The sequence below is a fragment of the Streptomyces albireticuli genome, assembly GCF_021228125.1.
Taxonomy (GTDB): domain Bacteria; phylum Actinomycetota; class Actinomycetes; order Streptomycetales; family Streptomycetaceae; genus Streptomyces; species Streptomyces albireticuli.
Map to the genome: position 1 here is coordinate 851,338 of NZ_JAJQQS010000003.1, position 12,742 is coordinate 864,079.

Here is a 12,742-nt window from a genome sequence, read left to right on the forward strand (position 1 = left end):
CTCCCGCGTTGGGCAGATCACAGCCGACCACCCTTGCGCTCGGGTGACACGCTCGATGTACTGACGAGTAACATTCCGCTCGGGGCGCAGGCCGGTCCGACCGGAATCCGCCCCACAAGGCGCCTATGCTGCCTGCACAAGGCAGCTACGAAGAGACGATGCAGTAGGAGAGCCGGCGTGAGCTTGAGGATCGTTGTCTGTGTGAAGTACGTGCCCGACGCCACCGGCGACCGGCACTTCGCCGAGGACCTGACCGTCGACCGTGACGACGTGGACGGCCTGCTCTCGGAGCTCGACGAGTACGCCGTCGAGCAGGCGCTGCAGATCGCCGACGAGGCGGACGACGCGGAGATCACCGTGCTGACCGTCGGCCCCGAGGACGCCAAGGACGCGCTGCGCAAGGCGCTCTCCATGGGTGCCCACAAGGCCGTCCACGTCGAGGACGACGACCTGCACGGCACCGACGCGCTCGGCACCTCGCTGGTGCTGGCCAAGGCCGTCGAGCACGTCGGTTACGACCTGGTCATCTCCGGCATGGCCTCCACCGACGGTGGCATGGGCGTCGTCCCGGCGATGCTCGCCGAGCGCCTGGGCGTCCCGCAGGTGACCCTGCTGTCCGAGGTCGCCGTGGCCGACGGCAAGGTGACCGGCCGCCGTGACGGCGACGCCGCGAGCGAGCAGCTCGAGGCCTCCCTCCCGGCCGTCGTGTCCGTCACCGACCAGTCCGGCGAGGCCCGTTACCCGTCCTTCAAGGGCATCATGGCCGCCAAGAAGAAGCCGGTGGAGTCCCTGGACCTCTCTGACCTGGGCCTGGAGGCCGAGGAGGTCGGCCTGGAGGGCGCCTGGACGAAGGTCGACGAGGCCAACGAGCGCCCGGCCCGCACGGCCGGCACCGTCGTCAAGGACGAGGGCGAGGGCGGCAAGCAGCTCGCCGAGTTCCTCGCGGGCCAGAAGTTCATCTAGCGGCCGGTCCGGGGGCGGGCCCGTCCCGTACCCCCGGAGCGCACCGCGGCTGAGCTTCCGTCAGCCCGTAAGAACGCCGTCACCCGCCCTATCTTTCCGCTCAGGAGTGCAATCCCATGGCTGAAGTCCTCGTCTACGTCGACCACGTGGACGGCGCCGTCCGCAAGCCCACCCTCGAACTGCTCACCCTCGCCCGCCGCATCGGCGAGCCCGTCGCCGTGCACCTGGGTGCCGGCGCGGACGCCGCCGCCGCGACGCTGGCCGAGTACGGCGCGGTGAAGGTCCTCACCGCCGACGCGCCCGAGTTCGCCGACTACCTCGTCGTGCCGAAGGTCGACGCGCTCCAGGCCGCCTTCGAGGCCGTCTCCCCGGCCGCCGTGCTCGTCCCGTCCTCCGCCGAGGGCAAGGAGATCGCGGCCCGCCTCGCGGTCCGCATCGGCTCCGGCATCATCACCGACGCCGTCGACCTGGAGGCCGGCGCCGAGGGCCCGGTGGCCACGCAGTCCGTCTTCGCGGCCTCGTACTCCACCAAGTCCCGCGTCACCAAGGGCACGCCGGTCATCACCGTCAAGCCCAACTCCGCCGCCCCGGAGGCCGCCCCGGCCGCCGGTACGGTCGAGCAGCTCGCCGTCTCCTTCGGAGAGAAGTCCACCGGCACCAAGGTCGTCTCCCGCACCCCGCGCGAGTCCACCGGCCGCCCGGAGCTGACCGAGGCCGCGATCGTGGTCTCCGGCGGCCGCGGCGTCAACGGCGCCGAGAACTTCTCCCTCATCGAGGGCCTGGCCGACTCGCTCGGCGCGGCCGTCGGCGCCTCGCGCGCCGCCGTCGACGCCGGCTGGTACCCGCACACCAACCAGGTCGGCCAGACCGGCAAGTCGGTCTCGCCGCAGCTGTACATCGCGGCGGGCATCTCCGGCGCGATCCAGCACCGCGCCGGCATGCAGACCTCGAAGACGATCGTCGCCATCAACAAGGACGCCGAGGCCCCGATCTTCGACCTGGTCGACTACGGCGTGGTCGGCGACCTCTTCGAGGTCGTCCCGCAGCTGACCGAGGAGGTCAAGTCCCGCAAGGGCTGACCCCGCTCGCCCCTGGGCCCCCGTGCGCGCACGCGCACGGGGGCCCAGGGCGTTCTCCGCGTCCCCGCCGAACCCCGTGCCGCCCGGGGCTGTTGACCTTCCGCCAGGGCCGTCGGTAGCTTCGCCGGACGGACAGTCGGTTCCGCTCAGCGGAAGTACGGAGGCGTGTCATGGGGCAGCAGCGGACGGTCGCGACCACCCTCGCGAGCGCGGTGACGGAACGGATCGGCGCCTCCCTCGCGGGCGTCGACGCCGAGCTCGCGCGCCGCTACCCGGGCGACCCCGGCACCCGCCAGCCCGTCCACACCGTCTACGTCCCCGCCGACGCCCTCACGGCCGGCACCCCGCGCTCCTGGGGCGACCAGGCGCTCGCCGCCCTCGACGCGCACGCCCCCGACGCCGGGGCGTTCGCCGCCGTCCTCGGCATACCCGGCGACCTCGCCGGGCCCGTCCACGCGCGCGTACGGGCGAAGCTGGAGCGCGAGCCCGTGGAGGACCTGCGGATCGACTTCGAGGACGGCTACGGGCCGCGGCCGGACGACGAGGAGGACGCGGCGGCCGCGCGCGCCGCGGAGCTGGTGGCCCGCGCGTGCGCCGACGGCACCGCCACCCCGTACGTCGGCATCCGCATGAAGTGTCTGGAGGCCGCCGTCAGGGACCGCGGCATCCGCACCCTCGACGTCTTCCTCACCGGCCTGATGGACGCGGGCGGCCTGCCCGACGGGCTCGTCCTCACCCTCCCCAAGGTGAGCTACGCCGAGCAGGTCACGGCGATGGCGGGCCTGGCCGGGGAGTTCGAGAAGGCCCGCGGCCTGGAGCACGGCAGGCTCCGGTTCGAGATCCAGGTCGAGACCACCCAGGCGGTGCTCGGCGCGGACGGCCGCGCCACCGTGGCCCGCATGATCGACGCCGCCGGGGGCCGCGTCACCTCCCTGCACTACGGCACCTTCGACTACAGCGCCGCCTGCGGGGTCGGCGCCGCCCACCAGTCGCTCGCCCACCCCGCGGCCGACCACGCCAAGGCCGTGATGCAGGTCGCCGCCGCCGGCACCGGCGTCCGGCTCTCCGACGGCTCGACCAACGTCCTGCCCGTCGGCCCGACGCCGCGGGTCCACGACGCCTGGCGGCTCCACCACCGGCTCGTACGGCGCTCGCTGGAACGCGCGTACTACCAGGGCTGGGACATGCACCCGGGCCACCTGCCGACGCGGTACGCGGCGGTGTACGCCTTCTACCGCGAGGGGCTGGAGGCCACCGCGGCGCGGCTCGCCGCGTACGTCGCCCGCTCCGGCGGCGAGGTCCTGGACGAGCCCGCCACCGCGCGGGCGCTCAGCGGCCATCTGCTGCGCGGCCTGGACTGCGGGGCGGTCGACGCGGCGGAGGTGGCCGGGCTCACCGGGCTCTCCCGCGCGGACCTCGACCGGCTCGCGGGGCGGGCGGGGTAGCGGACGCCCGCCCGCGGCGGGGGACTCAGCCCTCGGCGGGCGGGAGTTCGCCCGAGCCGCGCACGACGAGACGGGTCGGCAGCTCCACCCGCCGGGGCGGCTCCAGCACCCCGTCCAGGCGGCGGAAGAGCCGCTCCGCCGCGGTGCGGCCCAGCCGGGCCGCGTCCTGGGCGACGACCGTGACGCCGGGGGAGAGCAGGTCGGCGAGCTCGAAGTCGTCGAAGCCGACGAGCGCGACCGGGCGCCGCGCCGTGGCGAGGACGCGCACCACCGTGACCGTCACGCGGTTGTTGCCCGCGAACAGGGCCGTGACCGGCCGGGGCCCGCCGAGCATGCGCTCCGCCTCCCGCCGGACCCGCTCGGGGGCGGTCGTGCCCAGGGACACCCAGGCGTCGTCCACGGGCAGCCCGGCGTCGGCCATGGCCGCGCGGTAGCCGCGCAGCCGCTCGGTGGCGGTGTGGATGTGCGGCTGGTCGCCGAGGAAGCCGATGCGGCGGTGGCCGTGCGCGACGAGGTGGGCGACGCCCTCGCGGGCGCCGCCGAAGCTGTCGGAGAGGACGACGTCGGCGTCCAGCAGGCCGGCCGGGCGGTCCACGAAGACGGTGGCGACGCCGGCGGCTATCTCCGGTTCGAGGTAACGGTGGTCGCTGCCCGCGGGGATGACGATCAGGCCGTCGACCCGGCGCGCGCAGAACGCCAGCGCCAGCTCGCGCTCGCGCTCGGCGTCCTCGGCGCTGGAGCCGTTGATGAGCAGCGCCCCGTGGGCCCGGGCCACCTCCTCCACGGCGCGGTTCAGCGGCGCGTAGAAGGGGTCGGCGAGGTCTTCGAGCACGAGCCCGATGGAGGCGGTCCGGCCCTTGCGCAGGATGCGCGCGCTGTCGTTGCGGCGGAAGCCGAGCGCGGTGATGGCGTCCCGCACGCGCCGCTCGGTGTCCGGCGTGACGCCCGGCTCGCCGTTCACCACCCGCGAGACGGTCTTCAGCCCCACCCCGGCGCGCGCGGCCACGTCCTTCATGGTCGGACGGGTGCCGTAGCGCTGCTGAGGGCTCTTCTCGACCACGGTGCATCTTCCTTCGCGCGGGACGCCGGGAGTACGGGGTGACGTCGAGCATAGAGCCTGGACAACGTTGTCAACTCTGGGGAGACTGACGACCTCACGCCCTCTCGCACGCCGTGGACCAGGAGAGATCGCCTCCATGCCCGCCATGCCCGCCAAACCCACCACCCCCGCCGCCCCACCCGCCTCCCCGCACCCCGACCTCGTCGCGGCTCTCGACATCGGCGGCACCAAGATCGCCGGCGCGCTGGTGGACAGCCGGGGCCGGCTGCTCGCCCGGGCGCGGCGGCCGACGCCCGCCCGGGAGGACGGCGCGACCGTGATGGGCGCGGTGGCCGAGGTGCTCGACGCGCTCGCGGCGGACGCCGGATGGCCCCGGGTGCGCGCCGTGGGCATCGGCAGCGCGGGGCCCGTGGACGCTTCCCGGGGCACCGTCAGCCCGGTCAACGTCCCCGGCTGGCGGCGCTATCCGCTGGTCGAGGAGGTGGCGCGGCGGGTGTCCGGGCGCCCGGTCACGCTGGTGGGCGACGGGGTCGCGATGACCGCGGCCGAGCACTGGCGGGGCGCGGCGCGGGGCCGGGCCAACGCGCTGTGCATGGTGGTGTCCACCGGGGTCGGCGGCGGCCTCGTCCTCGACGGCCGACTGCACACCGGGCCCACGGGCAACGCGGGACACATCGGCCACATCAGTGTCGACCTCGACGGGGATCCATGCCCGTGCGGTGCCCGCGGCTGTGTCGAGCGCATCGCCAGCGGCCCCAACATCGCGCGCCGGGCGCTGGAGGCCGGCTGGCACCCCGGCCCCGACGGCGACCGTACCGCCGCGGCCGTCGCGGCGGCCGCCCGCGCCGGGGACGCGGTGGCCCTCGCCTCGTTCGAGCGCGCCGCCCAGGCGCTCGCCGCGGGCATCGCCGCCACGGCGACGCTGGTGGAGATCGAGGTGGCCGTCATAGGCGGCGGGGTGGCGGGGGCGGGTGACGTCCTCTTCGCGCCGCTGCGCGCGCGGCTGCGCGACTACGCGACGCTGTCCTTCGCGGCGGGCGTCGAGGTGCTGCCCGCCGTGCTCGGCCCGGACGCGGGTCTGGTGGGCGCCGCGGCCGCGGCGGCCCAGGGCACGGGGCTCTGGCAGGTGCCCGGGGCACGCTGACGGCGGGCCGGTCGTAGAGCGGGCCCGACGACGTCGGTACGGCCCGCTGGACGCCCCCGACCTGTCGGGCCGTCATGGCTCCCGCGCCCCGGTCACCCCACGGGCGGCACCCCGTCCCTGGCGCGACGGCGTACGCACCGGTCGGCGTGGCCGGGAGCGCGCCGGGCAAGGCCCGCGCGGGGGCGCGAGGGCGGAATCCGGATGCCGGCGGGCGTCCGGGAGCCCCACCGTGCGTCATGCCGCTCGCACGCGTTTCCGTGGCAAGGTGTTCCGGGCACGTCACAGGGGCCTACGGAGAAGGGGGAACCGTGATCGTCTGGCTTAACGGCGCGTTCGGTGCGGGGAAGACCAGCACGGCGAGGGAGCTGACCGAGCTGGTCCCGGACAGCGCCCTGTACGACCCCGAGGTGATCGGCGGGGCGCTGGGCCACCTCCTGCCGCCGAAGAGACTGGGCGAGGCCGGTGACTTCCAGGACCTGCCGGTCTGGCGCCGGCTGGTCGTCGACGCGGCGGCCGCGGTGCTCGCGGAGGTCGGCGGGGTGCTCCTGGTCCCCATGACGCTGCTGCGGCAGGAGTACCGCGACGAGATCTTCGGCGGGCTGGCCGCGCGGCGCATCCCGGTCCGGCATGTGCTGCTGGACACCGACGAAACGATCCTGCGCAGCCGGATCGAGGGCCGTGAGGACTACCCCGACGACCCCGGCCGCACCGAGTCCGTCCGCCGGTGGTGCCGCGACCACATCGGCCCCTACCGGGCCGCCCTGCCCTGGTTGCGGGCCGACGCCTTCACCCTCGACACCGGCGCGCTGACCCCCCGGGAGGCCGCCGAGCGGGTCGCCGACGCCCTGCGCACGGGCGCCGCCGGCACCTGCGCCATCGTCCAGACCCCCGAGCCCAAAGCCGAGACCCTGGCCGCCGGGGTGCTGCTCTTCGACGAGGAGGACCGCGTGCTCCTCGTCGACCCCACCTACAAGCCCGGCTGGGAGTTCCCCGGCGGGGTCGTCGAACCGGGCGAGGCGCCCGCCCGCGCCGGCGTGCGCGAGGTCGCTGAGGAGTTAGGCGTCGAACTCCCCTCCGTGCCCCGGCTGCTCGTCGTCGACTGGGAGCCGCCGCACCCGCCCGGCTTCGGCGGGATGCGCTTCCTCTTCGACGGCGGCCGGCTCCCGGGCGCGGCCGGCGACCGGCTGCTGCTGCCCGGCTCGGAGCTGCGCGGCTGGCGCTTCGTCACCGAGGACGAGGCCGCCGCGCTGCTGCCGCCCGTCCGCCTCAACCGGCTCCGGTGGGCGCTGCGCGCCCGGGAACAGGGCCGCCCGCTCAACCTCGAGGCGGGCGTGCCCGTCGGCTGACGGGCCGTCCGCGACGCCGTGCCCGGCGAGGGTGCCCGCACGGGCACCCTCGCCGGGCCGGCTTTGCGCCGGGCCGGCTTTGCGCCGGGCCGGCTTTGCGCCGGGCCGGCTTTGCGCCGGGCCGGCTTTGCGCCGGGCCGGCTTTGCGCCGGGCCGGCTTTGCGCCGGGCCGGCTTTGCGCCGGGCCGGCTTCGCGCGGTTCAGGCGCGGAGGCCGCACCGGCACCGGCGGCGGGCCCGGTGCCCGCTCGGGCCCGGCGGTATCAGCCCCTGATCAGCCCCTGCTCTCCGCGTAATGGGTGAGGAAGAGGGCCTCGGCGAGCGAGAGCCGCTCCAGCTCCTCCGGGGAGACGCTCTCGTTCACCGCGTGGATCTGGGCCTCCGGCTCGCTCAGACCGATCAGGAGGATCTCCGCCTCGGGGTAGAGGGCGTCCAGGGCGTTGCACAGCGGGATCGAGCCGCCCATGCCGGAGACCTGCATCTCCTGGCCCGGGTACGCGACGCGCATGGCCTCGGCCATCGACGCGTACGCCGGGCTCGCGGTGTCGGCGCGGAACGCCTGGCCCTGGCCCACCTGCTCCACGGCCACCCGCGCGCCCCACGGCGCGGCCGACTCCAGGTGGGCCGTCAGCAGCTTCGTCGCCTCGATCGCGCACGTGCCCGGCGGCACCCGCAGGCTGACGAGGGCCCGCGCACCCGCGTGCACGGCCGGGGTGGCGCCCACGACCGGCGGGCAGTCGATGCCGAGCACGGTGACGGCCGGGCGCGCCCACAGGCGGTCGGCGACCGTGCCCGAGCCCATCAGACCCACCCCGTCGAGGACCTTGGCGTCCTCGCGGAACTCCTCCTCCGGGTACTGCAGCCCCTCCCAGCGCGCGTCCGACGGCAGGCCGTCCACCACGGTCGTGCCGTCCTCGGCGCGCAGCGAGTCGAGGATGCGGATCAGCGCGGCCAGCGCGTCCGGCGCCGCCCCGCCGAACTGACCGGAGTGCAGGTTGCCCGCCAGCGTGTCCACCTGGACGCGGACCAGCGTCATACCGCGCAGCGTCGCCGTCACGGTGGGCAGGCCGACCCGGAAGTTCCCCGCGTCACCGATGACGATGGCGTCGGCGGCCAGCAGCTCCGGGTGCTCCTGCGCGTAGCGCTCCAGACCACCGGTGCCCTGCTCCTCCGAGCCCTCCACGACGACCTTCAGGTTGACCGGTACGCCGCCGTGCTCCTTCAGCGCCCGGATCGCGGTGAGGTGCATGATCAGGCCACCCTTGCAGTCGGCGGCGCCCCGCCCGTACCAGCGCCCGTCGCGCTCGGTCAGCTCGAACGGGGGCGAGAGCCAGGCGGCCTCGTCCAGGGGCGGCTGCACGTCGTAGTGCGCGTAGAGCAGCACCGTGGGGGCGCCCGCCGGGCCCGGCAGGAATCCGTAGACGGACTGCGTGCCGTCCGGGGTGTCCAGGAGCGCCACGTCCGTGAAGCCCTCGGCGCGCAGCGCCCGGACCACCCAGTCCGCCGCGGCCTCGCACTCGCTGCGGGGGAACTGCGCCTCGTCCGCGACCGACGCGAAGGCCACCAGCTCCGTCAGCTCCGCCCGGGCACGGGACTGGAGGGCGGCGACGGTCTCCGCGAGCGCGGTCGGCCGGGGCGGGACGGGCGAGGACGGTTCCATGGGAACGCTCCTTGGGGGCGAGGCGTTATATCCGTACGTACGGGCTGATTGTCTGCCGATCCTCCCATGGTCCGTCGCACGGCTCCCCTCCGGACCCGGGCCGCCCGCGCCCCTCGGCCCGGACCCGGATCCTCCCGGAGCGTGGTCGACGGCCTGCGCGGGTTCCGGGGGCCTTAGGATGCGGGCGGTAGCCCTAGCCGGTGATCGAGCGGGAGTAGAAGCACAGGTGAGCAGCGAAAACGCAGCCCAGGACGCGGAGCGGGACGCGACCGGGGGTCAGGAACCGGTGTGGGACGTCGTGGTGGTGGGCGCCGGGCCCGCGGGGGCGTCGGCCGCCCACGCGGCGGCGTCCGCCGGCCGCCGGGTGCTCCTCCTGGAGAAGGCGGAACTGCCGCGCTACAAGACGTGCGGCGGCGGCATCATCGGTCCCTCCCGGGACTCCCTGCCGCCCGGCTTCGAACTGCCCCTGCGCGACCGGGTGCACGCCGTCACCTTCTCCCTCAACGGGAAGCTGACGCGCACCCGCCGCTCCAAGCGGATGCTCTTCGGCCTCATCAACCGCCCGGAGTTCGACGCCGCGCTCGTCGACTCCGCCCGTGCGGCCGGCGCCGAGGTGCGCACGGGCGTCACGGTCTCGCGCGTCGAGCAGCACGGCCCGGCCGTGCCCGACCGGCGCACCGTCGCGGTCGTGCTCGGTGACGGCACCACCGTCCTGGCCCGCGCCGTCGTCGGCGCCGACGGCAGCGCCGGGCGCATAGGAGCCCACGTCGGCGTCAAGCTCGACCAGGTCGACCTCGGCCTGGAGGCCGAGATCCCGGTCCCGCCGACCGTCGCCGAGGACTGGGCCGGCCGGGTGCTCATCGACTGGGGCCCGATCCCGGGCAGTTACGGCTGGGTCTTCCCCAAGGGCGACACCCTCACCGTGGGCGTGATCTCGGCCCGTGGCGACGGCTCGGGCACCAAGCGCTATCTGGACGACTTCATCGCCCGGCTCGGCCTGGCGGGCTTCGAGCCCAGCATCTCCTCCGGGCACCTCACGCGCTGCCGTTCGGACGACTCGCCGCTGTCGCGCGGCCGGGTGATCGTCTGCGGTGACGCCGCCGGACTGCTGGAGCCGTGGACCCGCGAGGGCATCTCCTTCGCCCTGCGCTCGGGGCGGCTGGCGGGGGAGTGGGCCGTCCGCATCGGCGAGGCGCAGGACGCCGTCGACGCCCGCCGCCAGGCGCTCAACTACGCCTTCGCCATCAAGGCGGGCCTCGGTGTGGAGATGGGCGTCGGTCGGCGCATGCTCGCCTTCTACCAGCGCCGCCCCGGCCTGATGCACGCCGCGCTCACCGGCTTCCGGCCGGCGTGGCAGGTCTTTGTGAAGATCACCCGGGGGACGACCACGCTCGCCGAGGTCGTCCGCACCCACTCCATGGCACGGCGGGTGCTGTCCTCGATGGACCGCTGACGGCTCCGGCCGGCGGCGCGGGAGGGCAGGCCGGTGTCACCCTGTTCCGCCCGGTGCCGGTCCGGTTCCGTACGCTCCGGGACCGGGCGGGCCGCCGCCCGCCGCCGTCCGGCCCCGGCCCCGGCTCGTTCCGTCCGGAAGGGACCGGCTCTCTCCGGTCCGTGCCCTGGTTCGTTCCGTCCGGGGAGGGGGCTGGTGTTGTCCGGTCCGCGCCCTGGCCCGTCCCCGGACCGGAAACGGGACCGGCTCGCTCCGGTCCGGGCCCGGCCCGCCGGACATGAAGCGGGTTCCCTCCGGTCCGGTCTCCCGAGCTTTCCGGCCCGGGTCGGAACAGGGCGTCCTGCCCGGGTCAGAACAGGGCGTCCGGCTCCGCCGGCTCCGGCGGGCGGACGGTCGCGGTGACGGCCGTCCCCGGGGCCGAGGCCCGCAGTGCCCACCCCGCCAGCTGCCGGGTGTCGAGGAGCAGCAGCCGTCCGTCCGCCGCGTCCAGATACACGTCGGGCCCGGCGACCGCCGCGACCCGCCCCGATATCGCGCACCCGGGGGAGAGTCCGACCAGGCCGGGGCCGGGCCGGAGGCCGCCGAGGTGGAACTCCTCGTCGTGGTGCACCGGCGCGAACGCGCGGACCGCCAGCGACTCCGGCAGACCGGCGAGCCCGAGGGCCCGCCCGTGGAGCTCCGCCAGCTCGGCCGTCCGCGACTCCCGCGCGGGCAGCGGGTGCCGGGCGGCGCGCTTGGCGGCGTACGGAAAGCGGTCGGGGACCGCGAGGGCCGCGCCGAGCACGGCCTCCGCCCGGCGGGCGGCCATCAGCGGGCCGCGCCCGAGCAGCGCGTAGGACAGCGCCGCCTGCTCCCGCAGCCGGGCGCCCTCGCGCTCGGCCGCCGTGATCCCGACTTTGATCAGGCCCGGGCCGAACCACGCCAGGTAGACGTCGTACGGGCGCGGGTCGTCGGTGACGGTGTCGGCGGCCACGGAGTGCGCCCGGTCCAGCCGCGCGCACTCCGCGCACTGCGCCGAGACGGCTGTGGACGTCAGCGCCGCGCCGGCCGGGCACGGGGTGTGCCGGCCGCCCCTGCGGACCCCGAGGCAGCGCCGGGCCTTCCCGGTGACGAAGGCGAGCTGCCGCCCGGCCGGCAGCGGCGAGGTGCGCCCGCCGAGGACCGGGTGCAGCCAGGCCAGCTCGGGCCCGGTGGGCGGCCAGCGCACCCCGGCGCACCGCCAGTCGTCGCCCTCCGCGCGCATGCGGCCCCGCCCCTTCCCGTTCACCGGACCCGTCGTCCCGTTCCCGTCCACCGGCCCCGTCGTCCCGCTGCCTCGAATTGTGTCAGCGGCCACTGACAACGCCCGCCCGGACACCTCACCGGGCCGCGGCCCGCACCATGTTCCGGGTGCCGTAGGCGATCAGCGCGGCCATGGCCGCGAGGCCCGCGACCGTGGTCAGGGCGGTGGGCAGCGAGAACCACTCCGCGAGGAAGCCGATCGCCGGCGGTCCGAGCAGCATGCCGCCGTAGCCGAATGTGGACGCCAGCGCGACCCCACCGGGCCCGGCCAGCTCACCCGCCCGCCCGATCGCGACCGGGAAGATGTTGGCCAGCCCGAACCCCGTGATCGCGAAGCCCGCGATCGCCATCCAGGCCGTCGGGGCGAGAGAGCCGAGCAGCATGCCCAGCGACGCCGTCGCGCCGCCCGCGACCAGCGTCCTCGTCTGGCCCAGCCGTTCGAGGAGCGCGGTGCCCGACAGCCGTCCGACGGTCATCGTGAGCGCGAAGACGGAGTAGCCGACGGCCGCGAGGCCCGCCCGCGCGCCGAGGTCCTGCTGGAGGTGGAGCGCGCCCCAGTCGGCGAGCGCCCCCTCGCCGTAGGAGTCGCACAGGGCGATGAGGCCCAGGACCGCGACCAGACCGCGCCGGTTGCCGGCCGGCTTCGCGCCGGGCTCCTTCGCGGGGGCCACCCGGTCGACGACGGGTGCCGGGCGGGACAGGAGCGCGCGCCCGGCGAGCACGCTGACGACGAGCCCAAGGCCGGTGAGGAGCAGCAGGTGGCGGGTGACGGAAAGCTGCCCGGCGATCAGTCCGCCGAGGCCCGCGCCGAGCATCCCGCCGAGGCTGTACGCGGCGTGGAAGCTGGGCATCACCGGCCTGCGCAGCGCCGCGACGAGGTCCACCGCGGCGCTGTTCATGGAGACGTTGAGACCGCCGTAGGCGACGCCGAAGACGAGGAGGACGAGACCGAGGGCGAGCGCCGAGTGGGCGAACGACGGCAGGGCGATGCCCAGGCACATCAGCACACCGGCGGCGACCGTCACGGGATGGCTCCCGAACCTGCGGCACAGCCGGCCGGTCACGGTCATGGTGGCCACGGCACCCGCCGACACGCCGAGCAGGGCGAGGCCGAGATCCCCGGCGGAGGCCCCGGTCTGCTCCTTGATCGCGGGAATGCGGACCACCCAGCCGGCGAAGAGAAGGCCGTCGAGGGCGAAGAAGAGGGTGAGGGCGGTGCGGAGGCGGCGGAGGTCGGGGTCGGTGGGTATCCGGCCGGATCGGCTCGAAATGGCTGTCCGTATTTTGTTCAGCGTCGGCACAAAGTCAGAAT

General features: G+C 75.4%; 10 protein-coding genes. 6 read left to right on the top strand and 4 right to left on the bottom strand.

Going from position 1 to position 12,742, the window contains the following annotated elements; genetic code table 11:
• The first annotated feature begins 177 nt into the window (after positions 1-177).
• The 3 genes from LUZ64_RS08190 to LUZ64_RS08200 all read left to right on the top strand — a co-directional run bounded on the left by LUZ64_RS08190 (position 178) and on the right by LUZ64_RS08200 (position 3,487).
• Entirely contained in the window at positions 178-963 is a 786-nt protein-coding gene (locus LUZ64_RS08190; protein WP_087924966.1) for an electron transfer flavoprotein subunit beta/FixA family protein, read from the top strand.
• Between the two features lie 116 nt (positions 964-1,079).
• Positions 1,080-2,042 carry an electron transfer flavoprotein subunit alpha/FixB family protein gene (locus LUZ64_RS08195; protein ID WP_095578849.1) on the top strand — a complete coding sequence of 321 codons (963 nt, stop codon included), beginning with the start codon at positions 1,080-1,082 and terminating at the stop codon, positions 2,040-2,042.
• A 170-nt stretch (positions 2,043-2,212) separates the two neighbouring features.
• On the top strand, positions 2,213-3,487 hold the full coding sequence (locus LUZ64_RS08200; protein ID WP_095578848.1) for a DUF6986 family protein: 1,275 nt from the start codon (positions 2,213-2,215) through the stop codon (positions 3,485-3,487).
• Between the two features lie 25 nt (positions 3,488-3,512).
• Here LUZ64_RS08200 and LUZ64_RS08205 read toward each other — a convergent pair whose 3' ends face one another.
• Positions 3,513-4,502 (bottom strand): LacI family DNA-binding transcriptional regulator, encoded by a 990-nt coding sequence (locus tag LUZ64_RS08205; RefSeq protein WP_095578876.1) that lies wholly within the window; start codon positions 4,500-4,502, stop codon positions 3,513-3,515.
• A gap of 190 nt (positions 4,503-4,692) precedes the next feature.
• Between LUZ64_RS08205 and LUZ64_RS08210 the strand changes: the two genes are divergently transcribed.
• Positions 4,693-5,691 carry an ROK family protein gene (locus tag LUZ64_RS08210; protein ID WP_372471946.1) on the top strand — a complete coding sequence of 333 codons (999 nt, stop codon included), beginning with the start codon at positions 4,693-4,695 and terminating at the stop codon, positions 5,689-5,691.
• Positions 5,692-5,999: 308 nt separating this feature from the next.
• Positions 6,000-7,037, top strand: coding sequence for an NUDIX hydrolase (locus tag LUZ64_RS08215; protein ID WP_095583594.1), 1,038 nt, complete (start codon positions 6,000-6,002; stop codon positions 7,035-7,037).
• 273 nt (positions 7,038-7,310) lie between these two features.
• Here LUZ64_RS08215 and LUZ64_RS08220 read toward each other — a convergent pair whose 3' ends face one another.
• Positions 7,311-8,696, bottom strand: coding sequence for a dipeptidase (locus LUZ64_RS08220; RefSeq protein WP_095583593.1), 1,386 nt, complete (start codon positions 8,694-8,696; stop codon positions 7,311-7,313).
• Between the two features lie 226 nt (positions 8,697-8,922).
• Between LUZ64_RS08220 and LUZ64_RS08225 the strand changes: the two genes are divergently transcribed.
• On the top strand, positions 8,923-10,149 hold the full coding sequence (locus LUZ64_RS08225; RefSeq protein WP_211305125.1) for a geranylgeranyl reductase family protein: 1,227 nt from the start codon (positions 8,923-8,925) through the stop codon (positions 10,147-10,149).
• A 349-nt stretch (positions 10,150-10,498) separates the two neighbouring features.
• On the opposite strand, the gene LUZ64_RS08230 is transcribed toward LUZ64_RS08225, so the two are convergent.
• Together LUZ64_RS08230 and LUZ64_RS08235 are read right to left on the bottom strand one after the other, a co-directional pair.
• Positions 10,499-11,392, bottom strand: a complete 894-nt coding sequence (locus LUZ64_RS08230; protein ID WP_095583591.1) for a DUF2797 domain-containing protein — start codon at positions 11,390-11,392, stop codon at positions 10,499-10,501.
• 115 nt (positions 11,393-11,507) lie between these two features.
• Positions 11,508-12,731: an MFS transporter gene (locus LUZ64_RS08235; RefSeq protein ID WP_095583590.1), complete on the bottom strand. Its 1,224-nt coding sequence runs from the start codon at positions 12,729-12,731 to the stop codon at positions 11,508-11,510.
• Positions 12,732-12,742: the final 11 nt, after the last annotated feature.

What these genes read in the sequence shown, in the direction of transcription:
- LUZ64_RS08195 (WP_095578849.1), top strand. Translation starts at nt 1,080, where the DNA reads ATGGCTGAAGTCCTCGTCTACGTCGACCACGTGGACGGCGCCGTCCGC.
- LUZ64_RS08200 (WP_095578848.1), top strand. Translation starts at nt 2,213, where the DNA reads ATGGGGCAGCAGCGGACGGTCGCGACCACCCTCGCGAGCGCGGTGACG.
- LUZ64_RS08205 (WP_095578876.1), bottom strand. Translation starts at nt 4,502, where the DNA reads ATGAAGGACGTGGCCGCGCGCGCCGGGGTGGGGCTGAAGACCGTCTCG.
- LUZ64_RS08210 (WP_372471946.1), top strand. Translation starts at nt 4,693, where the DNA reads ATGCCCGCCAAACCCACCACCCCCGCCGCCCCACCCGCCTCCCCGCAC.
- LUZ64_RS08220 (WP_095583593.1), bottom strand. Translation starts at nt 8,696, where the DNA reads ATGGAACCGTCCTCGCCCGTCCCGCCCCGGCCGACCGCGCTCGCGGAG.
- LUZ64_RS08230 (WP_095583591.1), bottom strand. Translation starts at nt 11,392, where the DNA reads ATGCGCGCGGAGGGCGACGACTGGCGGTGCGCCGGGGTGCGCTGGCCG.